Annotated in this window: 26 protein-coding genes; 8 read left to right on the plus strand and 18 right to left on the minus strand. The window is 70.9% G+C overall.

Annotated features, from left to right (window positions below):
• Positions 1–40: 40 nt before the first annotated feature.
• Positions 41–1,807: a dolichyl-phosphate-mannose--protein mannosyltransferase gene (locus ACQP09_RS12935; RefSeq protein WP_433398598.1), complete on the plus strand. Its 1,767-nt coding sequence runs from the start codon at positions 41–43 to the stop codon at positions 1,805–1,807.
• 239 nt (positions 1,808–2,046) lie between these two features.
• Positions 2,047–3,552: a Cys-Gln thioester bond-forming surface protein gene (locus ACQP09_RS12940; RefSeq protein WP_433398601.1), complete on the plus strand. Its 1,506-nt coding sequence runs from the start codon at positions 2,047–2,049 to the stop codon at positions 3,550–3,552.
• A 217-nt stretch (positions 3,553–3,769) separates the two neighbouring features.
• On the opposite strand, the gene ACQP09_RS12945 is transcribed toward ACQP09_RS12940, so the two are convergent.
• Positions 3,770–3,925 (minus strand): hypothetical protein, encoded by a 156-nt coding sequence (locus tag ACQP09_RS12945; protein ID WP_433398604.1) that lies wholly within the window; start codon positions 3,923–3,925, stop codon positions 3,770–3,772.
• A gap of 361 nt (positions 3,926–4,286) precedes the next feature.
• On the opposite strand from ACQP09_RS12945, the gene ACQP09_RS12950 reads away from it, so the two are divergent.
• On the plus strand, positions 4,287–5,933 hold the full coding sequence (locus tag ACQP09_RS12950; protein WP_433398607.1) for a penicillin-binding transpeptidase domain-containing protein: 1,647 nt from the start codon (positions 4,287–4,289) through the stop codon (positions 5,931–5,933).
• Positions 5,934–6,049: 116 nt separating this feature from the next.
• Here ACQP09_RS12950 and ACQP09_RS12955 read toward each other — a convergent pair whose 3' ends face one another.
• Positions 6,050–6,439: a hypothetical protein gene (locus ACQP09_RS12955; RefSeq protein ID WP_433398610.1), complete on the minus strand. Its 390-nt coding sequence runs from the start codon at positions 6,437–6,439 to the stop codon at positions 6,050–6,052.
• 286 nt (positions 6,440–6,725) lie between these two features.
• Entirely contained in the window at positions 6,726–7,964 is a 1,239-nt protein-coding gene (locus ACQP09_RS12960) for a helix-turn-helix domain-containing protein (protein WP_433398613.1), read from the minus strand.
• A gap of 214 nt (positions 7,965–8,178) precedes the next feature.
• On the opposite strand from ACQP09_RS12960, the gene ACQP09_RS12965 reads away from it, so the two are divergent.
• Positions 8,179–8,700, plus strand: coding sequence for a YbaK/EbsC family protein (locus ACQP09_RS12965; RefSeq protein WP_433398616.1), 522 nt, complete (start codon positions 8,179–8,181; stop codon positions 8,698–8,700).
• The gene (locus ACQP09_RS12970) at positions 8,697–9,548 is read left to right on the plus strand and encodes an EamA family transporter (RefSeq protein ID WP_433398618.1); all 852 of its coding nucleotides are present in this window, start codon (positions 8,697–8,699) and stop codon (positions 9,546–9,548) included. The genes ACQP09_RS12965 and ACQP09_RS12970 overlap by 4 nt, the downstream gene beginning before the upstream one ends.
• A 37-nt stretch (positions 9,549–9,585) precedes the next feature.
• On the opposite strand, the gene ACQP09_RS12975 is transcribed toward ACQP09_RS12970, so the two are convergent.
• The 6 genes from ACQP09_RS12975 to ACQP09_RS13000 form a co-directional block, all read right to left on the minus strand.
• Positions 9,586–9,972 (minus strand): hypothetical protein, encoded by a 387-nt coding sequence (locus tag ACQP09_RS12975; protein WP_433398621.1) that lies wholly within the window; start codon positions 9,970–9,972, stop codon positions 9,586–9,588.
• 236 nt (positions 9,973–10,208) lie between these two features.
• On the minus strand, positions 10,209–11,750 hold the full coding sequence (locus tag ACQP09_RS12980; RefSeq protein WP_433398624.1) for an alanine/glycine:cation symporter family protein: 1,542 nt from the start codon (positions 11,748–11,750) through the stop codon (positions 10,209–10,211).
• A 399-nt stretch (positions 11,751–12,149) separates the two neighbouring features.
• The gene (locus ACQP09_RS12985; RefSeq protein ID WP_433398627.1) at positions 12,150–12,896 is read right to left on the minus strand and encodes an alpha/beta fold hydrolase; all 747 of its coding nucleotides are present in this window, start codon (positions 12,894–12,896) and stop codon (positions 12,150–12,152) included.
• Positions 12,897–13,075: 179 nt separating this feature from the next.
• Positions 13,076–14,083: a PucR family transcriptional regulator gene (locus ACQP09_RS12990; RefSeq protein ID WP_433398629.1), complete on the minus strand. Its 1,008-nt coding sequence runs from the start codon at positions 14,081–14,083 to the stop codon at positions 13,076–13,078.
• A gap of 305 nt (positions 14,084–14,388) precedes the next feature.
• On the minus strand, positions 14,389–14,598 hold the full coding sequence (locus ACQP09_RS12995) for a DUF397 domain-containing protein (RefSeq protein WP_433398632.1): 210 nt from the start codon (positions 14,596–14,598) through the stop codon (positions 14,389–14,391).
• Positions 14,595–15,473, minus strand: coding sequence for a helix-turn-helix domain-containing protein (locus tag ACQP09_RS13000; RefSeq protein WP_433398635.1), 879 nt, complete (start codon positions 15,471–15,473; stop codon positions 14,595–14,597). Before ACQP09_RS13000 ends, ACQP09_RS12995 begins: the two co-directional genes overlap by 4 nt.
• Before the next feature lie 164 nt (positions 15,474–15,637).
• On the opposite strand from ACQP09_RS13000, the gene ACQP09_RS13005 reads away from it, so the two are divergent.
• The 3 genes from ACQP09_RS13005 (at position 15,638) to ACQP09_RS13015 (ending at position 17,896) form a co-directional block, all read left to right on the plus strand.
• Positions 15,638–16,075 carry an ATP-binding protein gene (locus tag ACQP09_RS13005; protein WP_433398638.1) on the plus strand — a complete coding sequence of 146 codons (438 nt, stop codon included), beginning with the start codon at positions 15,638–15,640 and terminating at the stop codon, positions 16,073–16,075.
• A gap of 335 nt (positions 16,076–16,410) precedes the next feature.
• Entirely contained in the window at positions 16,411–17,427 is a 1,017-nt protein-coding gene (locus tag ACQP09_RS13010) for a hypothetical protein (RefSeq protein ID WP_433398641.1), read from the plus strand.
• 31 nt (positions 17,428–17,458) lie between these two features.
• Complete coding sequence (locus tag ACQP09_RS13015) at positions 17,459–17,896, plus strand: GNAT family N-acetyltransferase (protein ID WP_433398644.1); 438 nt, start codon at positions 17,459–17,461, stop codon at positions 17,894–17,896.
• 15 nt (positions 17,897–17,911) lie between these two features.
• Here the strand turns inward: ACQP09_RS13015 and hemC are convergent, their stop codons facing one another.
• From hemC to ACQP09_RS13060, 9 genes are all read right to left on the minus strand, one after another.
• Entirely contained in the window at positions 17,912–18,844 is a 933-nt protein-coding gene (gene hemC / locus ACQP09_RS13020; RefSeq protein ID WP_433398647.1) for a hydroxymethylbilane synthase, read from the minus strand.
• Between the two features lie 18 nt (positions 18,845–18,862).
• On the minus strand, positions 18,863–19,438 hold the full coding sequence (locus ACQP09_RS13025) for an O-methyltransferase (RefSeq protein ID WP_433398650.1): 576 nt from the start codon (positions 19,436–19,438) through the stop codon (positions 18,863–18,865).
• Entirely contained in the window at positions 19,431–20,411 is a 981-nt protein-coding gene (locus tag ACQP09_RS13030) for a hypothetical protein (protein ID WP_433398653.1), read from the minus strand. Before ACQP09_RS13030 ends, ACQP09_RS13025 begins: the two co-directional genes overlap by 8 nt.
• 121 nt (positions 20,412–20,532) lie before the next feature.
• Entirely contained in the window at positions 20,533–21,006 is a 474-nt protein-coding gene (locus tag ACQP09_RS13035; RefSeq protein ID WP_433398655.1) for a GNAT family N-acetyltransferase, read from the minus strand.
• Positions 21,007–21,047: 41 nt separating this feature from the next.
• Positions 21,048–21,833, minus strand: coding sequence for an SDR family NAD(P)-dependent oxidoreductase (locus ACQP09_RS13040; RefSeq protein WP_433398658.1), 786 nt, complete (start codon positions 21,831–21,833; stop codon positions 21,048–21,050).
• Positions 21,830–22,996 carry a serine hydrolase domain-containing protein gene (locus tag ACQP09_RS13045; RefSeq protein WP_433406577.1) on the minus strand — a complete coding sequence of 389 codons (1,167 nt, stop codon included), beginning with the start codon at positions 22,994–22,996 and terminating at the stop codon, positions 21,830–21,832. Before ACQP09_RS13045 ends, ACQP09_RS13040 begins: the two co-directional genes overlap by 4 nt.
• Before the next feature lie 145 nt (positions 22,997–23,141).
• Positions 23,142–23,930 (minus strand): energy-coupling factor ABC transporter ATP-binding protein, encoded by a 789-nt coding sequence (locus ACQP09_RS13050; RefSeq protein ID WP_433398661.1) that lies wholly within the window; start codon positions 23,928–23,930, stop codon positions 23,142–23,144.
• Complete coding sequence (gene cbiQ, locus ACQP09_RS13055) at positions 23,918–24,679, minus strand: cobalt ECF transporter T component CbiQ (protein WP_433398664.1); 762 nt, start codon at positions 24,677–24,679, stop codon at positions 23,918–23,920. Before cbiQ ends, ACQP09_RS13050 begins: the two co-directional genes overlap by 13 nt.
• A gap of 1 nt (position 24,680) precedes the next feature.
• Positions 24,681–25,751: an energy-coupling factor ABC transporter permease gene (locus ACQP09_RS13060; RefSeq protein WP_433398666.1), complete on the minus strand. Its 1,071-nt coding sequence runs from the start codon at positions 25,749–25,751 to the stop codon at positions 24,681–24,683.
• Positions 25,752–25,997: the final 246 nt, after the last annotated feature.

Below are 25,997 nucleotides of genomic sequence, written 5' to 3' on the forward strand. Positions count from 1 at the left end.
GCAGCACCCTTCGCACAGATGCGTTCCCTACGATGGCGCGGTGACGAGTACCGCACCCGAGACCCAGCGGGGCCAAGACGCCGGGGACCCGCTCGGCGAACAGCCGACCTCCTGGCAACGGCGGCTGCGCCGCTTCGGCCATGTCCCGCGCCCGGAGACCCCGCTCCGCGACCGCCTGGACCCGCCGTACACCCGGCCGGGACGGCAGGTGTGGTCGGTGCTCGCGATCCCGCCGCACGTGGCCGACCGCCTGGTGCGCTGGTCCGGCTGGGGCGGCCCGCTCCTGGTCACCCTGGTCGCGGGCCTGCTCCGCTTCTGGCGGCTGGACCAGCCGAACGCGGTGATATTCGACGAGACGTATTACGCGAAGGACGCGTGGGCGCTGGTCAACCAGGGATACGAGGGCTCGTGGCCCAAGGACGTCGACAAGCTGATCCTGAAGGACCCGTCCTCGGTCCCGATCCCGACAGACCCGGGCTATGTGGTGCACCCGCCGGTCGGCAAGTGGATCATCGGCTTCGGTGAGCAGCTGTTCGGCTTCACGCCGTTCGGCTGGCGCTTCATGGTGGCGGTGCTGGGCACGATCTCGGTGCTGCTGCTCTGCCGGATCGGCCGGCGGCTGTTCCGTTCGACGTTTCTGGGCTGCCTGGCGGGGCTGCTGCTGGCGGTGGACGGGCTGCACTTCGTGATGAGCCGGACCGCGCTGCTGGACCTGATCGTGATGTTCTTCGTGCTGGCGGCGTTCGGCTGCCTGGTGGTGGACCGGGACCGTTCCCGCCGCCGCCTGGCCGACGCGCTGCCGGTGGACGAGGACGGGGTGCTGCGCCCGGACGCCCGGATCGCGGAGACCTTGCGGCTGGGGTGGCGGCCGTGGCGGCTGGGCGCGGGCGTGATGCTGGGCCTGGCGTTCGCGACGAAGTGGAACGGCCTGTACGTGCTGGCCGCGTTCGGGCTGATGACGGTGTTGTGGGACGTGGGCGCGCGCCGCACGGCAGGCGCGGTGCGCCCGTACACGGCGGTGCTGCGCCGGGACCTGGTCCCCGCGTTCTTCTCCACGGTCCCGGTGGCGATCGTCACGTACGTCGTCTCCTGGACCGGCTGGATCGTCACGGACAAGGGCTACTACCGCAACTGGGCGGCCACGGAAGGCAAGGGCTCGTCCTGGAGCTGGCTCCCGGACTGGCTGCGGAGCCTGTGGCACTACGAGACCCAGGTGTACGACTTCCACGTCGGCCTGACCTCGGGCCACACCTACGAGTCGAACCCCTGGAGCTGGCTGGTCCTGGGCCGCCCCGTCTCGTACTTCTACGAGGAGCAGACGGGCTGCAAGGAGTCCTCGACGGGCAAGTGCGCCGCCGAGGTCCTGGCCATCGGCACCCCGCTGCTCTGGTGGCTGGCGTGCTTCGCCCTCGCGTACGTGGTGTGGCGCTGGCTCTTCCGCCGCGACTGGCGGGCCGGTGCGATCGCGTGCGGCGTGGCGGCGGGGTGGGTGCCCTGGTTCTTCTACCAGGAGCGCACCATCTTCCTCTTCTACGCGGTGGTGTTCGTCCCGTTCCTCTGCCTGGCGGTCACGATGCTGCTGGGTGCGATCGTGGGCCCGGCGGCGGGCACGGGCGCCCGCGCGCAGTTGGGCCTCACGGGCAACGACCCGACCGGCGAACGCCGCCGCACGCTGGGCGCGATCGCGGCGGGCGTGCTGGTGCTCCTGATCATCTGGAACTTCATCTACTTCTGGCCGCTCTACACCGGCACGTCGATCCCGGAGGACCTGTGGCGGGACCGGATGTGGCTGGACACGTGGGTGTAGGAGCGGTGCCCTCCGGACGCGCCGCCGGGAGGAGCTGACCGATCGTCGGAGGTAACGATTCCGATTCGGAAGACTCAAAAGGTGGCCATGAAGGTTACCCACCCTTCTTCTCTTCATACTATCTCCACGTGCTCACTGGGCACTTGAGACTGTGTTCGCGACTCTCCCACCACGTATCTCGTGTGGCGCATCTGACGCGCCTTAAGTACGGACGGGTCGCACCGGAGGGGACTTCTGTGTTGACAACCTTCTCAGCTTCCGCCGCGACCCGCCGCGGGGCCGCGGGCCGCCGGATAGCCACCACGGCCGCCACGGTCGGCGTGCTGGTCCTGGGCTCGCTCGCCGGGGCCGGCACCGCCGCGGCCGACGACAACGTTCACCACCAGGGTGGCGCGATCGCCACGCTGGACGGGCTGAAGACGTATGACGACGCCACCATCCATACCCGCGACGGCAAGACCAAGAGCGTCGACGCGGGCCTGTTCGAGATGAAGGTCGAGGGCGGCGGCCGACTGCAGACGTACTGCATCGACATCCACAACCCGACGCTGAAGGAAGCGAAGTACCTGGAGACCCCCTGGGCCCAGACCTCGCTCGGCACCAATAATGACGCCGGGAAGATCCTCTGGATCCTCCGGAACTCCTACCCGCAGGCCGGCGACCTGAACGCGCTCGCCCAGAAGGCCGGCGCCGGACAGCTGACGCCCTCGACGGCCGCAGCTGGTACGCAGGTCGCCATCTGGCGGTTCTCGGACGGAGCGAAGGTCGAGGCGGACAACCCGCAGGCCGAGAAGCTCGCCGACTGGCTGGAGGCGCAGGCCCAGAACCTCCAGGAGCCGAAGACCTCCCTGACCCTGGACCCGAACGCGGTGTCCGGCAAGTCGGGCGACAAGCTCGGTCCGGTGACCGTGCGCACCGACGCCGACCAGGTCTCCGTCGCCGCCAACGCCGACGCCACGGCGGCCGGCGTCAAGGTGACCGACAAGAACGGCCAGCCCGTCACGTCGGCCGTCAACGGCACCGAGCTGTACTTCGACGTGCCCGCCGGCACCGCCGACGGCACCGCCTCGCTCACGGCCAAGACGACCACGCAGGTTCCGGTCGGCCGGGCCTTCGCGAGCGCCAGCAAGAGCCAGACGCAGATCCTGGCCGGCTCCACCGAGTCCACGGTGGTCGCGAACGCGACCGCGAACTGGGCCAAGAAGGGTGCCATCCCCTCGGTCACCGCGGAGAAGAACTGCACCGCCGGCGGCGTCGACGTCAAGGTCAGCAACGCCGGTGACAGCGACTTCACCTTCGAGCTCGCCGGTGCCGAGCACACCGTCGCCGGTGGCGACAGCAAGACCGTGACCGTCCCGGTCGGCGAGGACGAGGCGTACGACATCACCGTCACCGGTCCGGACGGCTTCACGGAGCGCTTCCAGGGCGTCCTGGACTGCGAGACCCAGGGCACCCCGCCCCCCGCCACGAGCGGTGGCGGCGAGACCCCGCCGTCGACCCCGGAGCCCAGCCCGTCCGAGGACACGGCCGGCGGCACCACGGGTGACACCACCGGCGGCACGACCGGCGAGACCACCGGCGGCACCACCGGTGACACGACCGGCGGCTCCACCGGCGGCGGTGACCTCGCGGTCACCGGCAGCTCCAGCGCCACGCCGATGATCGCGGGTATCGCGGTGGCCCTCCTCGCGGCGGGTGGCGCGGCGATGTTCTTCCTGCGCCGGAAGAAGGCCGCGGGTCACTGACTCGCACGTAGGTGCACGTAAGTACACGTAAGTAACGGACGGGCCCGGCACGCTGCATGCGCGCCGGGCCCGTCACGTCATACGCCGGCCTCCTGCGAGGCACAGCCATAGGCCACACACCATGCGGGCGGGCCACGACGCATTCCGTCGTGGCCCGCCCGCATCTGCGGGAATCTGCTGGATCAGCAGAATTCCCGGCCGCTTCCAACCCCGCAGGTTAGAAGAAATGCTTTCGGCCACCGACCGCGCGGCCGGTCGCGCCCAGGATCCACAGGATGGCACCCACCACGATGAGGATTCCACCGATGGTCGTCAGCAGGGACATGCCGACAAGCAGGCCGATAATCAGCAGAAGAAGTCCAAGGAGGATCATTTTTCATTTCCCATCGTCAAGTCCGGTTTAGGCGCTTGCGCGCCTTACTTCACAACGGCCTCAGTTCACCCCACCGGTTGTCCCGGCTCCGAATGTCGCCAGGACCTCGTTGCGTTGGTCCTTGTGCCCGGCAACCCGGCGTTCACGCACCTTGGCGAAAATTTGTTCCCAGGTCTGCTGGGAGCCCTCATCGGCGGGGCACCGGCCCCCATCCGTCCCCTCACCCGGCCCCCTCCGGCCGAGCGTTCCGGTCCGGTAACAACGCCCTCAGCCGGCACGGCAACCCCTTAGGGTTCCTCACAGTTGCCCCTTGAACATGGAACGTGCTCAAGGGGCTCTCCTGGGGAGGGGGACTGCACTGATGCGCAGTGGAGCGAAGGTCGCCGTGGTCGGCGGAGTGTTCGTCCTGGTGGCCGGCGGGGTCGGCTACGGGGCATACAGCGTGCTCGGGAGCGACGGGGGCGGAGACAGCGGCAACGTCGGCTCCCGGAACGCCACACCGGAGGTGAAGACCGGGCCGCCGAGTGCGGCGGAGATATCCGAGACGTCGAAGTCCTTCTTCGACGCCTGGGCGGCCGGGGACGCGGCGAGCGCGGCCCTGCTCACCAACAACGAGGCCGGCGCGGAGCCCGTACTCGCCTCGTACGGCGGGGCCGCCCACATCGGCAACGTGAAGATCACGCCGGGCCCGGCCGTCGGCAGGAAGGTGCCGTACACCGTCAAGGCCACCGTCTCCTACGGCGGGAAGACCAGGCCCCTGTCGTACGCCTCCGAGCTCACCGTCGTCCGCGGACTGACGACCGGGAAGGCCCTGGTCGACTGGGAACCCACCGTCGTCCACCCGCGGTTGACCGAGGGCGCGACGCTGAGGACCGGAGAGTCGCCGACGGCGGCCATCGAGGCCGTCGACCGCAACGGGATCGTGCTCACCAAGGAGAAGTACCCCTCGCTCGGGACGATCCTGGACACCCTGCGGCAGAAGTACGGTGACTCCGCCGGCGGTACGCCCGGCATCGAGACCTGGATCGAGCCCGCCGAGGACGGCCAGGCCGACATCAACCTGCTGACCCTCGCCAAGGGCAAGCCCGGCAAGGTGCGGACGACGCTCGACGCGAACGTGCAGGCGGCGGCCGAGAAGGCGGTGAAGCGGTACGGCGAGTCCTCGGTGGCGGCGGTCCAGCCGTCCACGGGCGCGATCCGGGCCATCGCCAACAACCGCAAGGACGGCTACAACGCGGCCATGAGCGGCCAGTTGGCGCCCGGGTCCACGATGAAGATCGTGACCGCGGCGATGATCATCCAGAACGGTCTCGGGAGCATCGACGCGGCGGTGGAGTGCCCGTCCACGGTGTCGTGGGACGGGGTGACCTTCCACAACCTCAAGGACTTCTCCGTCAGCAACGCCACCCTGCGCGAGGCGTTCGCGCGGTCCTGCAACAGCACCTTCATCAAGCCGATCAAGCCGCTCGGCGACCGGGCCGGATCGGCCCTGGGCCAGGAGGCCCGTGACTACTTCGGCCTCGGCCAGGACAACTGGCAGACCGGCGTTCCCTCCTTCGACGGCAGGATCCCGGAGTCCTCGGGGGCCGAGACGGCGGCCTCGTACATCGGGCAGGGCAAGGTGCTCATGAGCCCGCTGAACATGGCCTCGGTCAGTGCCACGGTGAAGAACGGCGGCTTCAAGCAGCCGTACCTGATCGCCCGCGACCTGGACGACCGGCCGTTCGCCGAGGCTCGTCCGCTGCCGGCCAACGTGGCCGAGCAACTGCGGCAGATGATGCGGTACACCGCGACCAGTACCTACGGCACCGGCACCAAGCCCATGGCGAGCGTCGGCGGCGACAAGGGTGCCAAGACCGGTTCGGCGGAGGTCGACGGCCAGACGTCCAACAGCTGGTTCACCGGCTTCAGCAACGACCTCGCCGCGGCGGCGGTCGTCCAGGAAGGCGGCCACGGCGGCGAAGCGGCGGGCCCGGTGGTGGCGGAGGTGCTGCGCGCGGGCGGCTGAGGCGTTGGGTGATGGCGCAGCAGCTGCTCGCCCATGCCCATGCCCAAGTCCGCGTCCATGGGGCGAGGGTAGGAGGGCCCTCGCCCCACGTCACCCGGGTATCGGCCCGGGCCTGGCTAGGGCGCGAGCTTGATCGAGTTGATCGGGGTCAGGTTCACGTCCCAGTAGGTCCACGTGGGCATCTTCGCGCCGCAGCCGACCCCGTCGTACCCCGTGCACAGCTGCACGGTCGCCCCGTCCGTCTGGTTGTTGAACACCCGGTGGGTGCCGGTCTGGTTGTTGAGGTTGTAGACGCCGTACCGGAAGTACGTCGCCTCCGGCCGGTTGCCGTTCCAGGACGCGCCCGGGTAGATACAGACGTATCCGGAGCGGCATCCGGCGTAGGTGTCCTGGGCGTCCAGGGCGTCCCGGGTGTCGGACGCGCCGGCCTGCGCCCCCGCTCCCGTCGCCAGCACGGCCCCCGCCGTGAACATGAGCGTCACTGCCGCTCGTACGAAACTGCGCATGTCGTTTCCCTCCCTGCCCCGGGCCATGGGCCCCTGGGCTCCCCTGTGGGACGAGTGGTTCCGGTCATCCGGGCCGGTCGGCCCCGACGGTCCTCCAGGCCGGTCAGCCCGACGGTCTTCCGGGCAGGCGCCCGGACGGTCATCCGGCCGGTGGCCGCGTGGCGTTCCCTCCGTGCGGCCCACCGTCCGGATGACAGAAGCGTGGCAGGGGTCCGGCCGCTCGCGCCGCACCCTTTCATCAGGGTGAAACCGTCGCGGGTCATCAGGGTGAAACCGTCGCGGGTCATCAGGGTGAAACCGTCGTGGGCCGAAGCGTCGGCAGAGGCCGCTCCGACGGTCCGGCCCCCGTCGTCTCCAGCAGCTGCCGCCCGAGCGGCGTGGGGTGGTGGAGCACGCACCGGCCCTCCTTGCGGCAGGCGGCGAGGCCCGCCTCGCGCAGGATCGCCAGCTGCTGGCTGGTGTTGGGGAGCGAGCAGCCGACGGCGTGGGCCAGCTCGGACGTCGTGGCGCAGCCGCGGGCCGCCACCTCGTACAGGAGCGCGGCGCGGGTCGGGCCCAGCAGGCGGGCGAGCGAGGCGCCGGAGGCTGGGGTGGCCGTAGCGTTGGCGGTGGCCGTCGCGGTGGTGGCCGTCGCGGCCGTGGCCTCGGGCAGCTGGACCGGCTTCTCCACCGGGTAGACCAGCACCGGCAGCAGCGCCGCGTCGAACAGGGTGATCGGCCTGCGCCAGCAGAAGTACGACGGCACCAGGAGCAGCCCGCGCCCGGCCAGGTGCAGGTCGCGCTCGACCGGGTACGCCACCTCCAGCACGGGCGCGCTCCACCGGGCCATCGGGCGGAAGGTCTCCAGCAGCGCCCGGGTGCCGCCCGCCGCCAGTTCGCGGGAGCGCCAGGCGACGTCCGAGGCCACCGCCGCGTCGATCCAGGGCCGGTACGGGGCGAGGAACGCCGCGTCGTACGCCGTGAGCAGCCCGCCGAGCGCCCGGAGCGCCGCCGCGTCGCCCCGCGCGAGCCGCTCCGCCGCGAAGGGCCGAAGCTGTGCCCGCGCGCCTGGCCGGGCCCCCGCCCCCGCGAGCGGCCGGGCCCGGGCCGCCGACTCCGTGAGCAGCGTGAACTCCCGGCGCAGGCGGCTCCGGGGCGTCGCCAGTACCCGGTCCACGCCCTGCCGCAGGTCGGTGATGCCGCCGTCCACGGCGGGGGTCAGGAAGTCGGGGATGTACGGCCCGCACGGCATCAGGCTGCGCAGCGCGAGCGCGACAGCCCGATCCGCCCCGGCACGTCCCACGCCCCCGCCAGCCCCGAAGCCCCCGCTTTTCCCCGCTCCCCCGCCTCCCCCTGCTCCCCCGCCTCTCCCCGCTCCCCCGCCGCGCAGCAGCGGCCCCACCGCCTGCCGCCACGGCCCGAACACGATCCGGCCCTCGTCGGTCTGGAGCCGGCAGACGCTGCACACGATCTCCCAGAGCGGGTCGGGGCTCCGGGCGATGCGGACGTACTCCAGGTCCTGGGCGGTGAAATGGATGCGCAACATGATTTCCCCCTTGTCGCACTTTCCTGCACATATCCCCCTCCCACTGTGACGCGCGGGAACGAAGCCGTGATCCACAGCATCCGTTTCCGGCCGACGACCGCCTCGGATTGGCCGGATGACCCGGCGAAAGGGCGCAGGGGCGCACGGAAAGGGCCACTGGTCCGCCCCCGGAACCCCCTCGCATGCACCATGCACGGACCGCTAGCGTGCAGCCATGCCCAGCACACCCGAAACCCCCGAAACCCCTCCCGCCGCACCCGTCTCCCCCGCCCACCCCCGGTTCGCCGAGGCGCTCGCCAAACTTGGCCTCCAGGTCGAGGTGCGCCGCTTCCCGGACGCGACCCGTACGGCGGCGGAGGCCGCGGCGGCGGTCGGCTGCGAGCTGAGCGAGATCGTCAAGTCCCTGGTCTTCACGGCGGACGGCGTCCCGGTGCTGGTCCTGATGGACGGCTCCTCGCGGGTGGACGTGGAACTCGTACGGCGTGAGCTCGGCGCGCAGGAGGTCAAGCGGGCGGACGCGGACCTGGTCCGGGAGACCACCGGGTACGCGATCGGAGGCGTACCACCCTTCGGCCACACGACCCGCACCCGCGTACTGGCCGACCGGCGCCTCCTGGACCACCCCGTGGTCTGGGCGGCTGCGGGCACCCCGCACACGGTCTTCCCGCTCGACCCCAAGACGCTGATCGCCCACGCGGGCGCGACGGTTGCGGATGTGCGCGAGCCCGCGAAGTGACCCCGCTGGTCGCCCTCGCGGTGCTCGTCGCCGCGATAACGCACGCCAGCTGGAACGCCATCGCCCACGCCATCAAGGACCAGCTCCTCTCCTTCACGCTGATCTCCGGCGGCGGCCTGCTGATCGGCGCGGGGATGGCCCTGTTCGTCCCGCTCCCGGCGGCGGAGGCGTGGCCGTACCTCGGCGTTTCGGCCGCGCTGCACGTGGCGTACATGCTGCTGCTGATGCGCTCGTTCACCCTCGGCGACTTCGGCCAGATGTACCCGATCGCCCGGGGTACGGCCCCGCTGGTGGTGACGGTCCTGGCGGCGGTCTTCGTCGGCGAGCGCCCGGACGCGTGGGCGACGGCGGGTGTGGCGGTCGCCTCGGCGGGCCTGGTCGGCCTGGCGCTCTGGGGCATCCGGGGCTCCGGCACCCGCCCGCACTGGCCCGCGATCGTGGCGGCCCTCGGCACGGGCCTGGCGATCGCCGGGTACACGACGGTGGACGGCGTCGGCGTACGGGCCTCCGGCACACCGCTCGGTTACGTCGCGTGGCTGATGATCCTGGAGGGCCTGGCGATCCCGGCGTACGCGTACTACCGCCGCCGCTCCGAACTAGCCGCCCAGCTCCGCCCGTTCGCCGTACGAGGCCTGCTCGGCGCGGCCCTCTCGGTCGTCGCGTACGGGCTGGTCCTCTGGGCCCAGACCCGGGCACCGCTCGCCCCGATCGCGGCGCTGCGGGAGTCGTCGATCATCGTGGGCGCGGCGATCGGCACGCTGTTCTTCAAGGAGCGCTTCGGGGCGCCGAGGATCGCGGCGGCGGGGCTGATGGTGGTCGGTATCGGGCTGATGCTGCACACGAGTTGACCCGCACCCCGATCACCCTGCACCGGCTGACCTGTGGTCAGGCGTCCGGGTCGACCTCGGGGTGCGTGAACCGCACGGGCCTGCCCAGCGACCGGGCGTAGGCGATTTCGGCTCGGGTGCTGTCTCCGATGTAGTCGCCGACGACGAGTACCTCGTCGGCGAGCCGGATCTTCGCCCGGTGCAGATCGTCGAGTCGAGCCTTCAGCGCCTCGGCCTCGCCGGGATCGGACCAGAGTGCGTGCGGCGACTTCAGGTCGCAGCCCGGTTTGACGACGATCTTTCCGTCGCCGGTCTCCCGCAGATCGGCCTCGTTCATCTCGGCCATGAAGCGGGTGGAGCCGCAGATCACGACGATCTGCGGGAGGCTCAACTGCCTCTTCGCGTCGGCGAGCTTCTGCGCGCCGACGCCTCGGATGAGGTGCACCGGGACATGCTATCCACCGCACCGGAACTTCACCTACCTCACCAGATGGATGGCCATGGACGAGCGGGCTCACGGGCTCGGGCAGACCTGCTACCTGCGGGCGCTGGACCTGGCCCGGGAGTCGGCGGAAGCAGCCCTCTCACGGGCCGGAGACGGCGGTCGCCCCGGCCCCCTCCGAGAGGGGGCCGGGGCGACCGCGGGTGCAGGCGAGGGATCAGGTCACGTACGCGACCGGGTCAGACCGAAACCTTCGCCGACTCGTCGCCCTTCCCTCCGTCATCCCCTTCCGCCCCGCCGGCCTTCCGGACCCGGACGTACTCCAGGAAGTTGTTGAGCTCGCGCTTGACGACCGGAGCCAGGAGGTAGAGGCCGATGATGTTGATGACGGCGAGGGTGAAGAGGACCGCGTCGGCCAGGTCGATGAGGGTCTGCAGGGTGAGCAGGGACCCGGAGACCGCCAACAGCGTGTAGAGGACCTTGTAGACGGTCTCGCTGGTACGGCTGCGGCCGAAGAGGTACGTCCAGGCCTTGAGGCCGTAGTAGCCCCAGGTGAGCACCGTGGAGAAGGCGAAGAGGATCACCGCGACGGTCAGGACGTAGGGGAACCAGGGCAGCACGGTCGCGAACGCGTCCGAGGTGATCGTCACGCCGCCGATGGACTCACCGGCGCGGGCCTCGCCCCAACTCGCCGGGTTGGCGATGATGATGGTCAGCGCGGTCATGGTGCAGATGACGACCGTGTCGATGAACGGCTCCAGCAGGGCGACCAGGCCCTCGCTGGCGGGGTGCTTGGTCTTGACCGCGGAGTGGGCGATCGGCGCGGAACCGATGCCCGCCTCGTTGGAGAACGCGGCGCGCTGGAAGCCGACGATCAGCGCACCGAGGATTCCGCCCGCGACGCCCAGGGGGTCGAACGCGCGCGCAATGATCTCGCCGATCGCGGCGGGCACGGCGGTGACGTTGACCAGGATGACGACGAGGCAGGCGGCGATGTAGATCCCGGCCATCGCGGGAATGAGCCGGCTGGTGACCTGGGCGATGGAGCGGATACCGCCGAGGAGCACGATGCCGACGAGCGCGGCGACGAGGATGCCGAAGAAGAGGGCGCCCGCGGAGGAGCCCATGGCCCCGCTCTCGCCGCCGGTGACGGACACGAGCTGCGCGTACGACTGGTTGACCTGGAACAGGTTGCCGCCGAAGAGGCCGAAGAACAGGATCATGATCGAGGCGAGGACGGCGAGCACCTTGCCGAGGCTCTTGCCGTTCTTCCCGAAGCGCTCGGCCAGCCCCTTGGGCAGGTAGTGCATCGGCCCGCCGGAGACGGTGCCGTCTGCGTGGACCTCGCGGTACTTCACACCGAGGGTGACCTCGACGAACTTGGTGGCCATGCCGAGCAGGCCGCAGAGGATCATCCAGAACGTGGCTCCGGCGCCGCCGATGGAGACCGCGACGGCTACACCCGCGATGTTGCCGAGCCCGACCGTGCCGGAGACGGCGGCGGTCAGCGCCTGGAAGTGGTTGACCTCGCCGACGGAGTCCTTGTCGTCGTACTTGCCGCGCACGACATCCACGGCCAGGCGGAACTTGCGCACCTGGATAAAGCCGAACCAGCCGGTGAAGACCAGGCCCGCCACGACCAGCCAGGTGACGATGAGCGGCACCTCCGCCCCGGCGACGTTGACGGAGTAGAAGACGATGCCGCCCAGCCACTCGGCTATGGGCTCGAAGAACCCGCTGACGGATTCGTCGATGTTCTGGGTGATGGAGTCGAGTGACACGTTGGCTACCTCGATGACGCGGGGACGGCGGACTGGGGGTGCCTTCGCCGATCGGTGTGCGATGGGGGATGAGCGAACGACGTTGTCCGGTTGGCGACCCGGCGCGTCCCATGGGGCGGACTACGACGGTGATCGCTCTGGCCTGCCGCCGGAGCGGGCCCGGCGCTCCGCTTCGACGGTGGTTCCGTCTGCGAAGTTGGGCATTTGTACCACGCCGTTTACCGCATCTTTAGTGACGCAGGTCACAATTGATGATTATGTGAGTGAAGATGCTGCACGGGTGACGTCATCGTTATGCGGATCCCTGGATGTGTTTATCGGACACCTATCGGTGTGCCGCACCGGATGCGAGCCATCGTGGCCGCCTCGGCCGCCGGGCACACGCATGGACGCGGCGTCTCAGCTCGTGGCCAGAGTCGCGCAGAACTCCTCCACCAGGGCGAGGACCGCATCCGGCGCCTCGTCGAGCAGAAGGTGTCCCGCGCCCTCCACCACCCCGAACTCCGCCCCCAGACGCCGCCGCGCGGACGGGCCCAGGACGCGCGGGGGCAGAAAGGGGTCGAACCGCCCTGCGACGACCAGCGCAGGTACCGGACGCCGCTGTCCCAGGAGAGCCGACGGCAACGGGGACGGGGCGAGGCTGGTGCGGCAGCAGCGTGCGACCAGGTCCATCCACGTACCGAGGTGGTCGGGCACCTCCCCGCCCGAAGCCGCCATGCGGCGCAGCAACGCCGTCGACCGGGGGACGGAGGGCCGCAGGAGCCAGGGGACGGTGGCGGCCAGGAGGGGGGCAGGAACCCTCAGCCTCGTGATGCCGGCACTGGAGAGCAGCACCCGGCCAACGATCTGCGCGGAGCCGGAGGCGAGCGCGACCGCGCCGCCCAGGGAATGCCCCACCGCCACCGCGGGCCCGGGGGCAGCCCGTTCGAGGGCCTCGCTCAGCCACTGCCCGTACCAGGTCATACGCCGGATGCGAGGCCGTCCGCCCGCGCTGAGCCCCGGCTGACCGGGCAGGTCGAGCACGGTCACGCGCCGTCCACGGGCCAGCGCCCCCACCAGAGGCAGGCACAGGGCGGCGTTCATGTTCGTCCCCGGCAGCAGCACGACGCCCGGCTCCCCGTCACGCGGCTCCGGTCCCGCGGTCACGAAGCTGGTGACCCCTGCCGAAGTGACGACCTCACCCCGGACGTGAGGGGTGCTCCACTCCGCGATCCGGCCCTCACACCAGCGCCGCACCTCCCGTTGTGCCTTCGCGTCTCTGTACACCGAGGTCACGTGAGCGTCCTTGTCGTCATGGGCATCGGGGATACACACCTTGCGGTCGGCTACGAGCCCTTCGCGGGCCAGTCGAGGATGCGCGCTCCGATGACTGCTGTCTGCAGGGTGTAGCGGTGCCGGGGGTCGGTCGGGTCCGATCCGGTGAGCTGGTGGATGCGCTCCAGGCGGTACGTGAGGGCACGGACACTCAGGGAGAGGTGCCCGGCCGCCTGCGTGGTCACGCAACCCGCGTCGAAGTAGGCGGTGAGGGTCGCCAGGTAGTGCTCCGGCCCCCCACGGGCCTTGAGAAGGGGCCCGAGGGTGGTCCGGACCAGATCCGCCATGGCCTGGCGGTCCCGCGTCAGCACCGGGTAGACGAGAAGACCCGCCGCGTACAGCACCGGGTCGTCGAGACCGATGCGGCTTGCCACGTCCAGGGCTTGCAGGGCTTCCTGGTACGAGTGGACGACGCCCCCCGCACCGGGGTGCGGCCGTCCGATCGCGGCCCGTCCGCCGTCCGTGGTGGCATAGGCCTGTTTGGCGAAGTACGTGAGGACGTCCTGCTGGTCCCCCGGCGAAATGCAGATCAGCCGGCCGTCCTTGGTGGTGAGGAGGATGCTGCGCTCACCGAAACGACCGTTGACGGCGCTCTCCACACGACGGGGGACGGGATCCCCCTCGGTATAAGGGGCGGGACCTTCTGCGACGGCTACGGCATGGGCGTGGGAGAACCGCAGCCCGAACTGTTCCGCGCGTTCGGCCAGAAACACCGACTCGCCGCGCCCGTACAACAGGTCGTCGATGAACTCCCGGCGCGCCGCCTCCTGTTCGCGGACGGCGAGCTGCTGGGCGCGCTCGTAGCCCTCGCAGAGCGCTTCGACGGCCAGTTGGACGGCGCCGAGCACACGGTCGGCACCTGTGGTCCCGGTCGGCCAGGCGGCCCGGGTCAGGGTGAGGTGGTGCACGACCAAGGCCCGCAACGTGGTGCCGTTGACGGCAGCCTGTTCACCGAAAGAACGGAGCCGTTCCACCTCGGTCGCGTCAGGCTCCTGGCCCGTTGCCGCGACCGTGGCCAACAGGGCTTCGTAGCCGGGATACGTCTGGGCACAGGCCGAAGGGAAGCTCCCCGCTTCCACCGGTGCGTGCGCGTCAGGCCGTCGCCGGTTCTGCGGCGGCTTCATCGGCCACCGCAGGAACGAGGCCCCTTCAGGGGCGGCGGATGCGGAGGTCTCGCGCGCTGGTGCGGGCTTTCGGCCACGACGGACGCCTTCCCGGGGATCGGCAGGCGGAGGGACGGCTGTCCCTCCGACGCCGACCAGGCTTCCCGGCACACCAGCGCCTGTCGCGACGCGTTGCCCGCATCATAGTGGCGGGCGGAGGATCAGCGCCCTGCTGCGTAGGGGACGAACCCGGTCCACGCGGCGGGGGTGAGGGTGAGACGGGGGCCGTAGGCGTTCTTCGAGTCGCGGACGTGGACGGCGTCCGGGGCGGTCGCGACCTCGACACATTCGTTGCTGTTGCTGCTGTCGCTGTGGCTGCTCTTGAACCACGCCAGCTCAGAAGCATCCCGGGCAGAGGTCTCGCCACTCATGTCTCTCCCAGCACTTGCTCGATGAAGGCCCGCGACTCCCTAGGGTTGAGAGCCTGCGCCCGGATGATGCCACACCGCAGCTCAACGATCCGAAGGTACTTCGGGTCGGAGACCGGCCGACTGCCGAAGTCGCCTTCGGAGCGTCCCACCGCCGAGCCGTCCCTGAACTTCAGCACCTGCGTCTCACCGCCCATTCCGGCGTGCTCGTCGCGACTGGTCGGCATCACCTGGATCTCGACATTGCGCAACTCGCTCACTTCCAGCAGACGCTCGAGCTGACGGCGCCACACCATTCTGCCCCCGAGGTGGCCCCGCAGGGTCACCTCTTCCTGGACAAAGCTGAGCTCCGGAGCCGGCGAGCGGCTGAAGATGGACTGCCGGGCCACGCGAGCGGCCACCAGCCTCTCCACCTCGTCCTGCGAGTACGCCGGCCTCCGCATCCCGAACAACGCCCGCGCATACTCTTCGGTCTGCAAGAGCCCATGGATGTTGTGACTGCCGTACGCCGAGAGCTCCACCGCCGCGGCCTCCAACTTGGCCAGCTCCCGGATCTTCTTCGGATACCGCACCTCGGCGATGTCCGCCTTCATCGCCGCGAGCTTGCCCTCCGCTCCCAGCACCCCGTCCGCGCCGTCCATGAACTCCGGGCGGGGGGTGCGGCGGCCGCCCTCCACCTTGTAGATGAGGTCCTCGCTGTACCCCATCGCCGTCCCGAACTCCGCCGCCCGCATCCCCGCCGCCTCGCGCCACGCCTTGATCTGGCGGCCCACGGCGGCGACCACCGGAGCGCCCGGCTCATCGTCCGGGTCGACCTCCCAGCCGGGCTCGTCCACTCCGGCGTCACTGCGCTCCGTACCGTCGCCAACCCCGCTCATGCGAACCCCACTTCCGACGCGCGTGCCGTTCTTCCCCCAACCGCGATCGTTCCCGGCACGTCACGCCAGACAGCCAAGACAACACGGGACAAGCCCCGGACACTCACGGTACGCAAGGGCTCCGTCACTGTTCACGGTACGCAGAGACGGCCACGCTGAGTGACATGAACCAAGAAACCGTCCGCGCCCAACACCCCACCACCGAGCGGTCCTTCACCGCCCTGCTCTCCCCCACCCGCCGGGGCGCCCGGCTCGCCCGGCTGCTCACCGTGGCCCATCTCGGCGCCTGGGGGCTCCCCTCGGAGTCGGCGGCGCACATCGTCGGCGAGCTGGCGGCGAACGCCTCGGTCCACGGCCGCGTACAGGGCCGGGACTTCCAACTCGCCCTCACCGTCAGCGGGCAGACGCTCCGGATCGAGGTCACCGACACCCGGGGCGACAGCGTCCCGCCGGGCCCAGGTGCCGTGAAAGCGCCCGAGGACGACCACGCGGAGAACGGGCGCGGGCTCCTCATCGTGGAGGCCCTGGCGGACCACTGGGGCGTCGCTCCCGGGCCCGTACCTCGCAAGACCGTATGGGCCGAGAACGACCTCGTACGGTGACGATCCCGACCGGGTCGTGCGCGGGTGCGATCCGGTATCCGGCACAAACCGCCCACCGGATCGTGCCCGGCCGCGACGTGGTGGCGAGCGACATCAACTACTTAAAGAACCAGGAGAAATAACCCGACCCCACCCACCCCGTCCTGCACCTGACGGATCCCGGGGGCGCGTCACCCACACGGGTGAGTTTTGCCAACTGAGCTGGATTTCGCACCGGTTGGCAGGCATATGCTCACGCCACCAGCAGACATCCAGACATCAGACATACGTCGGCCCCCGGCCGGGACAGCCATCCCGATCGAGGGCCTGACCACCAAGGAAGAGAACGCTTCCCGATGGATACCTTGCAGAATACTGCGCTCGCGCGCGCCCTGACAGAGCTTCCCGGGCCTCTCCCGGCCCGTGGCGTGATCCACATCGCCATCCGCCACACCGACCGCTTCACCGTCGTCGGCAACCACCTCGCCCAGCACACCGGCCTCAGCACCGTCGCCGTAGGCCTCGCCGTACGCATCCAGTCGCTGCCCCAGGGCACCGAGATCGGCATCAAGGCCCTCGCCGCCCGCCTCCCCGAAGGCGAGAAGCTCATCGCGGCCGCCCTGCGCGAGCTGGAGGCCCACGGCTACCTGCGACGGACCCGCACCCGCCTGCCCAACGGCCGCATCGTCACCCGCACGGTCTTCTGCAACCAGCCGACAGCGCTGCTACGACCACGGGTTGCAGCGCGGCCTCCCGCCGAACCGCAGGTCCCGCCGCCGGTACAGGACCCCGCAGCACCGGAACCGGGCGCCCCGCAGACACCCGCACCCCCCGACGTACAACAGGAACAGGCACAGGAGCAGGCACCCGAAGCTCCTGCGCCCGCCCCGCAGGATCACGCCCCCTACGTCGTGCTCGTCCCGCCGCCCACCGCACCCAGGCAGCCGTCCCCGCCCCTCCCCCAGCCCCGCGAACTCACTGCCGAACTGCACCGCGCCGCAACCGCGCTCCTCGGCGACCTCCGCCGCCACGCGCACCAGCTCGTCCTCTCCGAGAACGACATTCGCCAACTCGCCCCCGCAGTCGCCGCCTGGCTCGAACGCGACACCCGCCCCGACACCATCCGCCACGCCCTCACCAACGACCTGCCCCAGCCCCTCCGCCACCCCGCCAAGCTCCTCAAACACCGCCTCACCGCTCTGATCCCCCCGCCCCTCCCCGGCCCCGACGACCTCACCGCCCCCGTACGCCCACGTATCGCCGTCACGCCGTTCCAGACCTGCGACGGCTGCGAACGCGCCTTCCGCTCACCCGCACCCGGCCACTGCCGCGACTGCCGAACCGCGGACGGGCACACCCGAGCCGCCGCCTGAGCGCTCCCCGCCCCGACTACGCTGCCGGGCCATGACCACCACCGAAAGCAGCGAAGACAGGTACGCGATCGACACCGACCCGGAGCGCCTCGACGTCGGCCTCGTGCACCACTGGCTCTCCACGGACGCCTTCTGGGCGCTCGGCCGCAGCCGGGACACCGTCGAGCGGTCCATAGGCGGGTCGCTCAATTTCGGCGTCTACGGCCCCGACGGGGGCCAGGTCGCCTACGCCCGCGTCATCACGGACCGGGCCACCTTCGCCTGGCTCTGCGACGTCTACGTGGCACCCGAGCACCGCGGCCGGGGCCTCGGAGCCCGACTGGCCACCGCCGTCCGCGACCACCTCGCCCCGTACGGACTCAAGCGGACGATGCTCGCCACACTCGACGCCCACGAGCTGTACGCCCGGATCGGGTTCGTCCCCGTACCCGATCCGGAGCGGCTGATGATCCTGCGGCCCGAGCGGTAGGCACCGGGCGAGCCGTCAGTGGGCGATGCCGTCGATCAGTTCCCTGGCTCCCTGGCGCAGCAGGCTGACCGCGACAGAGGTGCCCAGTGTGGCGGGGTCGAGCGCTCCAGCCCATTCGTGGGCGTTGAGGACCGTCTTGCCGTCGGACGTGAAGACCTTGGCCCGGAGCGACATGTCGCCGTTCCGTTCCACCTGGGCGTATCCGGCGATGGGGCTGTTGCAGTGCCCCTGCAACACGTGCAGGAACATCCGCTCGGCGGTCGTCTCACGGTGGGCCGCCGGGTCGCCGAGCCCGCTCACGGCGTCGATGAGGTCGCTGTCGCCCTCGCGGCACTGCAGGGCGAGAACCCCCGCGCCGATCGGCGGGCACATCACCTCGGGCGACAGGATCTCGGTGATCACGTCGGGGCGGCCGATGCGCTCCAGTCCGGATGCGGCCAGCAGCAGCGCGTCGGCCTCACCTGCGGCGAGCTTCTCCAGCCGCCGGTTGGCGTTGCCGCGCATCGGTACGCAGAGGAGGTGCGGGTGCGATGCGGCGAGCTGGGCGGCGCGGCGGACGGATGACGTACCGATGCGTGTCCCAGCGGGAAGTTCGTCGAGGGACAGGCCGCCGGGGTGGATCAGGGCGTCACGGATGTCATCGCGCCGCAGGAAGGCGGCGAAGGCGGTGCCGGCGGGCAGGGGCCTGTCCGCCGGGATGTCCTTGACGCAGTGCACCGCCAGGTCCGCCTCCCCGGCCAGGAGGGCGGCGTCCACCTCCTTGGTGAACGCGCCTTTGCCCTCCACCGCGCTGAGGTCGCCCATCCACTTGTCGCCCGTCGTCTTGACCGGGACGACCTCCGTACGGGTGCTGGGGTGGAGCACGGCCAGTTCTGCGCAGACGCGCTCCACCTGGGCGAGTGCCATGGGCGAGTCTCGGGACACGATGCGGATCAGATCAGCGGACATGCAATTCACGATAGACCGTCAGATACGGGTTCCGACGAGAAGCCCTGATGCCCATGTTGCGGCTGTTCCCAGCAAGTTGGGCCGTTCGGGCAGGCGTGCGAGAAAGTTGTCGACGCGCACCTGGTGGCCGCTGGGCCAGGTGGGCTGCGGCAACAGGTCGTCGACGACGTAAAGACCGCTCGGTGCCAGCAGTCCGATCAGGTCGTCCAGACGGTGGAACTTTCCGGGGCGGCAGTCGACGTAGGCGAGGTCCAGAGGCGGCCCGGAGTAACTGTCGAGCCAGGCGTCGGCATCTGCCGTCACGAAGGACACGCGGGTGTCGTGGCCCAAGTGGCCGACGGCAACAGCCTGGTGCGCGGGGTCCGTCTCGACGCTGATCAGCCGGGCGTCGGGGCGCATGCCGTGAAGCAGCCAGGACGCCCCGGCGCCGACGCCCGTTCCCAGTTCGACCATGTGCCCACCGGGCTTGGAAGCGGCGAGCGTGGCAAGGAGGGACCCGGTCCGGTCCTCGCACGACATGGCGAATCCGAGACGGGTCGCGTCCACGAGAATCGCGTCCAGGGCAGCCGGACGGAAGTACGGGCGGTCATCCACGGTTCTGCTCCAGGTGTGTGGCCACCTGCTCGGCGGCGAACGTCAGCACGTGGTCCGCGCCCGCGCGGCGGAGCATGGCGAGGTACTCGGTCATGCCCTCGGAGCCCAGCTCTCTCAGAGCAGGCCATTCGCCGGAGGTGGAGTACGCAACGAGCGGTGCCTCCTGGTCGGCCCGGAGCCGCACGAGGACATCGACCGCTGTCATGACCGGCTGGAGGGTGAGTGAATCCGCACCCTCGGCGATCCAGCGCCGGGCCTGGACCAAGGTGTCGCGCTGCGCTCGGCCCGGTTCGAGCTGAAGTCCACGCCGGTGACCGGCGGCAGGGTCGGTGGCCATCAAAGCCTTGAAGGGCCCGTACAGCGTCGTGTGGATCGCCAGGTTCGGGTTCACGCCGACGTCACGGAACCCACCATCGTCCAAGGCGGTTCGGACAGCGCGCACCGAGCCGTCGAGCATCGCCGTGGGCGACACGACGTCAGCTCCAGCCTCGGCGTGCTGAACAGCCATCTCGCCCATCAGCCGGTACGTGGCGTCGAGGTCGATGTCTCCGGCGCGGGTGCGCAGCACGCACTCGCCGCTGCTGGTCCAGGAGCAGCCGCACGCCTCCGTGGTCACCGCCAGGTCCGGTGCGGCTGCTCCGATCGCCGAAACCGCCTGGACCATGAGGTTGTCTGCGGACATGGCTGCTGTCCCGGCGCTGTCGCGGTCGTGACCGAGGGCGAACACCTTGACGCCGCCGATGCCGAGCCCGGTCCAGCGGGTCACGGTCCGCCGTACGTCCGAAAGGTGCACCGCCCCGGGGAGGCTCCCGGCACCGGAGTGGCCATCCGGGAGGACCAGGAGCGGAGCGCTGAGGTCTCCGGCGGTGAGCGCGGTGCGAGTGTAGAGGGCGCGCACAGCGGACCGGGCGCGCGAGGGGTTGACGCCGTCAGGGCCGGCGGACGGTAACGGCCGTTCGGTGAGTGTGGTCATGCGCTCAGTAGATACCGACAGCATGTCGGCAAAATAGAGCGCGCGGAATCAGTAGAGGGAGCGCACGCAGGGCCCGAGCACTCCCCGCGGAGCACGCAGGCGCCGGAGCCTCCCATGGCCCTCACCCCACCCACTCCGCCACCACCTCCCCGTCCTCCTCCACCCCCGTCAGGCGGAAGCCGAGTGCCGCGTACAGGTGGGCGGCGGCCTCGTTGGACGGGGCGTAGGAGAGGCGGACCGCCGTGCAGCCGTCACGGGCCGACAGCCAGGTCGTCAGCGTGCGTACGGCGGCCGCGCCGATGCCCTGGGACTGGTGGGCGGCGTCGATCAGCATGCCGCCTATCCAGTGCGAGCCGTCCTCGTCCCGCGCCCACATGATGTGGCCGGTCACCTCGTCTCCGGCCAGGACCGCCAGGGAGTGCCAGGTGTCCTCGCGGGACGTCAGGACCAGGTAGCGGGCGGCCAGGGGCGCCACCCAGGTGCGTTGTTCGTCGTGCGGGGCGCAGTCGGCGACCGCCCGCCAGTTGTCCGCGTCCACCTCGTGGAGGGTGACCGGGCGGCCCGACTTGTCCGTGTGGTCGTACGTGATGATCATGCGGGGAGGGTAGGTCCCCCGTGCGGCGCCGGGCTACGGGATTACGGCTGCGCCATCGCCTGGCGGAAGCCCGTGTTCACCGCCAGGATGCCGCCGTCCACCCGCAGCGTCGTCCCCGTGATCCACGACGCGTCGGACGAGGCGAGGAAGGCGACGGCCGACGCGATGTCCTCCGGTGTGCCGACCCGGCCGAGCGGGTAGAGCGCGGCTGCTCGTTCCAGCTCCGCGTCCCGGCCCGACCAGGCCGCCGTGCGGATCGTGCCGGGCGCCACCAGGTTGACCCGTACGCCGCGCGGGCCCGCGTGGCCCGCCAGCGTACGGGTCAGGCTCGCCAGGCCCGCCTTCGCGGCGCTGTACGCGTGGCCGCCGAAGTCCTGCTCGCCGTTGACCGAACCGATGGTGACGATCGCGCCCCGGCCCGAGGCCACCAGGTGCGGCAGCGCGGCGCGGGCGCAGCGGAACGGGCCGGAGAGGGTGATGTCCAGGTCGCGTTCCCAGGTCGCGTCCGACTCGTCCTCGAAGAGGATCTCATCCTGGCCCGCCGCGTACGCGTTGTTGACCAGGACGTCCAGGCCGCCGAAGGTCTCGACCGCGTACGCCACCGCCGCCTCCACCGCCGTACGGTCCGCCACGTCGCAGGCCACGGAGTCGGCCGTGTGGCCCGCCTCGCGTATCGCCGCCGCCGTGTCGGAGGCGCGCTTCGCGTCCAGGTCGGTGACGAGGACCTTGGCGCCTTCCGCCGCCAGGCGGTGGGCCGTTGCCGCGCCGATGCCCTGGCCGGCGGCGGTGATCAGGACGCTGTAGCCAACAAAGCGGTCTCGTGTCATAGCGCCGACCGTACTGCTCTGACCAGTGCCTGGGCACGGGGGTCCGCGGTGACTCCATTCTGGAGGCCGTTGGTGACGTAACCCAGCGCGATGCCGGATTCGGGGTCGGCGAAGCCGAGCGATCCGCCCCGGCCGGGGTGGCCGAACGAGCCCGGGCCCAGCAGCGGCGCCGCCGGGCCGTGCAGCATGTAGCCCAGGCCGAAGCGGGTGTTGACGACGAGGACCCGGTCGGGGCCGGATGACTCCTCGGTGCGGGCCAGGGTGAGGGTCGCGGGGGCGAAGAGGCGGCGGTGGCCGTCGACCGGGCCGATCATCGCGGCGTAGCAGCGGGCCAGGCCCCGGGCCGTCGCGATGCCGTTGGAGGCCGGGAGTTCCGCCGTACGGTAGGCGGCGTCGTTCTCGTCGGGGAACGGGTCGATCGCGCCGAAGGCACGGCGGGTGAGCGACTCCGGGTCGCGGTAGGCCTCGACGACCGAGCGCTTGGGGCGTACGCGCAGGGCGCCGGAGGGCTCCGTCGGGGCCGGGGGCTCCACCGGACCGATGCGGCCGATGCGGTGCGCCTCGTCCGCCGGGAGCCCGAACCAGAAGTCCAGGCCGAGCGGGCGCGCGATCTCCTCCGCAATCCAGCGGCCGATGGTGCGGCCGGTGGCGCGGCGGACCAGTTCGCCGATGAGCCAGCTGTACGTCTGCGCGTGGTAGCCGTGGTCCGTACCCGGCTCCCACTCCGGGTGCTGGGCGGCGACGGCCGCCGGGCCGGAGATCCCGTCGGCGGCCTCGGCGGGCGTGAGCGGGCGGTCCAGGGCCGGGACGCCGGCGCGGTGGGCCAGGAGGTCGCGGACCAGGACGCGTTCCTTACCGTTCGCCTTGAACTCCGGCCAGTACGTGGAGACCGGCGCGTCCAGGTCCACCTGGCCGCGCTGGTGGAGCAGGAGCGGCACGGCGGCCGCGATGCCCTTGCCCGCCGAGCGCACGACCTGGACGGTGTCGACGGCCCACGGCTCGGTGCCGTCCACGTCCCGCGTACCGGCCCACAGGTCCACGACCTTGCGTCCGTCCCGGTAGACGGCGACGGCCGCCCCGCGCTCGCCGCGCTGCTCGAAGTTGCGGACGAAGGCGTCCGCGACCGGTTCGAACCCGGGCGCCACCGTGCCCCGTACGTCCACGTCCCTGCCTGCCTCTGTCCCCGCCGCCGCGCCCACACCCTCGCTCATCCCTCCATGGTGCACGGCCGCGTGGGGTGCGCGGTGGGCGGGGCGCCGGTCCCTTCAGGCTGTCACGAGCTGTTTACGGCGACGGAACGGTGACCGGTCACGGCGACGGAACCGTCACCGACCTCGGGTCGAAGCCGAACGGCAGCTCCAAGCGGTGCGTCCGCATCAACTCCTCGTCGCAGAGCAGCTCCTGCGTCCGGCCGTCGGCGGCGATCACGCCCTCGCTGAGGATCACCGCGCGCGGGCAGAGCTCCAGCGCGTACGGCAGGTCGTGCGTCACCATCAGCACCGTGACGTCCAACGAGCGGAGGATGTCGGCCAGTTCGCGGCGGGAGGCCGGGTCCAGGTTGGAGGACGGCTCGTCCAGGACCAGGATCTCCGGCTCCATCGCGAGGACGGTCGCCACGGCGACGCGGCGGCGCTGGCCGAAGGAGAGGTGGTGCGGCGGGCGGCCCACGTACTCCTCCATCCCCACCTGCTTCAGCGCCCGCACCACCCGCTCCTCCAGCTCGGGGCCGCGCAGGCCCGCCGCGGCCGGGCCGAAGGCGACGTCCTCGCGGACCGTGGGCATGAAGAGCTGGTCGTCCGGGTCCTGGAAGACGATGCCGACCCGGCGGCGGATCTCCGCGAGGTTCCGCTTGGCCACCGGGAGTCCGGCGACGTGGACCGTGCCGGAGCCCGCCTCCAGGATGCCGTTGAGGTGCAGGACGAGCGTGGTCTTGCCCGCGCCGTTGGGGCCGAGGACCGCCACGCGCTCGCCGCGCCCCACGGTGAGGTTCACCCCGAAGAGGGCCTGGTGGCCGTCGGGGTAGGCGTAGGCGAGGCCGCGGACGTCGAGCGACGGGGCGGGCCCGGTGTCCTTCGAGGAGAGAGTCACAGGGTCCATCCCAGCAGACAGATCGCGAGCGCGAGTACGGGGAGGGCCGCCGCGTACGCCCATTGGGTCCGGTCCGCCGTCACCTCGTCGATCACCGGCATCGTGCCCGCGTACCCCCGGCTCACCATGGCCAGATGGACCCGCTCGCCACGTTCGTACGAGCGGATGAATAGCGCGCCCATCGAAGTGGCCAGGACGCCCCACTGCCGTACGCCGCGCGCCTCGAACCCGCGCGAGCGGCGGGCGATCGACATGCGCCGCATCTCGTCGGTGATGACGTCCCCGTACCGGATCATGAACGACGCGATCTGGACGAGCAGCGGCGGCAGCTTGAGCCGCTGGAGGCCGAGCAGGACGGCCCGCAGCTCGGTGGTGGAGGCCAGGAGCACCGAGGCGGCGACGCCGAGCGTGGCCTTGGCCAGCACGTTCCAGGCGCCCCAGAGGCCGGGGACACTGACGGAGACGCCGAGCACGGTCGTCTGCTCGCCGGGCACCACGAACGGCATGAGCAGCGCGAACGCGACGAACGGCACCTCGATGACCAGGCGCCTCAGCAGGAAGCCGGGTGGGATCCTCGCCACCGCCGCGACGGCCGCGAGCAGTGCCGCGTACAGGCCGAACGCCCACATCGCCTCGCGCGGAGTGGAGACGACGACGAGCACGAAGCCGAAGACGGCGGCCAGTTTGCAGTGCGGGGGCAGCCGGTGGACCGGGCTGTGGCCGTGCCGGTAGAGCTTGTGGGCGTGGCCCGTACCCATGTCAGGCGTTCTCGTGATCGCGGTCGCGGGACGCCTCGGCGGACTCCTCCTTGCGCCGGCGCACCACCCAGAACACGCCCGTGCCCACCACCACCGTGGCGCTGACCCCGATCACCCCGGCGAGGCCGCCGGAGAGCCGGGCGTTCGCGATGTCGCCGACCCCGTAGTCGGCGAGCGGGGAGTCGGCCGCGCCGTGCTCCTCCACCTTCTCGTCGATGCCCTGGTCGGCGGCGACCCGTTCCAGGCCGTCCGGGTTGGCGGAGGCGTAGAAGGAGACGAACCCGGCGAGGACGAAGGCCGAGACCAGGCCGGTGATCCAGAAGCCACGCGTGGACCGGGCCGGGGCGGAAGCGGGCTCCGGTTCGTTCGTCGCGGCCGGGGCGTCGACCAGTTCGCCGTCGACCCGGAGCTTGAGCGGGGCGTTCAGGGTGCCTTGGACGCCGTGGACGAGGTCGGGGCGTACGGCGAGGACCGCGCCGACCGTCAGCGCGGTGATCACCGCCTCACCGATCCCGATCAGGACGTGCACGCCGACCATGGCCGTGAACACCTTGCCGATCGGGATGTCCGTGGTGCCGCCGATCCAGTAGAGCAGCGTGAACGCGGCGGCCGACGCGGGTACGGAGACCAGCGCGGCGACGAACGCCGAGGCGGTCGCGGACCGGCGCGTGCGCGGCAGGAGGCCGGTGAGCAGGCGGAACAGGCCGTACGCGACGACGACCGTGACCACGCCCATGACAGTGATGTTCACGCCGAGCGCGGTGAGGCCGCCGTCCGCGAAGAAGATCCCCTGCATCAGCAGCACCACCGCCAGGCAGAGCACCGCCGTGTACGGCCCGACAAGGATCGCGGCCAGCGCCCCTCCCATCAGGTGGCCGCTGGTACCGGCGGCCACCGGGAAGTTCAGCATCTGCACGGCGAAGATGAACGCGGCCACCAGACCGGCGAGCGGTGCGGTGCGCTCGTCCAGTTCGCGGCGCGCGCCACGGAGGCTGACGGCGACCGCGCCGGCGGCGATCACCCCGGCCGCGACGGAGACAGGTGCATCGATGAATCCATCGGGTACATGCATGGGAGGCTCCGCTTCCTGCGGTTCCGCACGATGTCCGCGTCCGCGTGGACGCGGCTCTGCGGGCGGGGTCATGAACCCATCAATAATAGTGCTCTCTTGCGAACCATACGCAAGAGCTGGCGCCCGGCATCTGCGCCGCATCCACCGCCGGGTGAGACCTCGCGCCTCACCTGCTGTCACGGTGAGCGGACGCCCACCGCGCCACTTCCGTGGAATATGGGACATTAGAGGGCGGAACGTCACATA

It is taken from the genome of Streptomyces sp. CA-146814, assembly GCF_050942385.1.
Classification (GTDB): Bacteria; Actinomycetota; Actinomycetes; order Streptomycetales; family Streptomycetaceae; genus Streptomyces.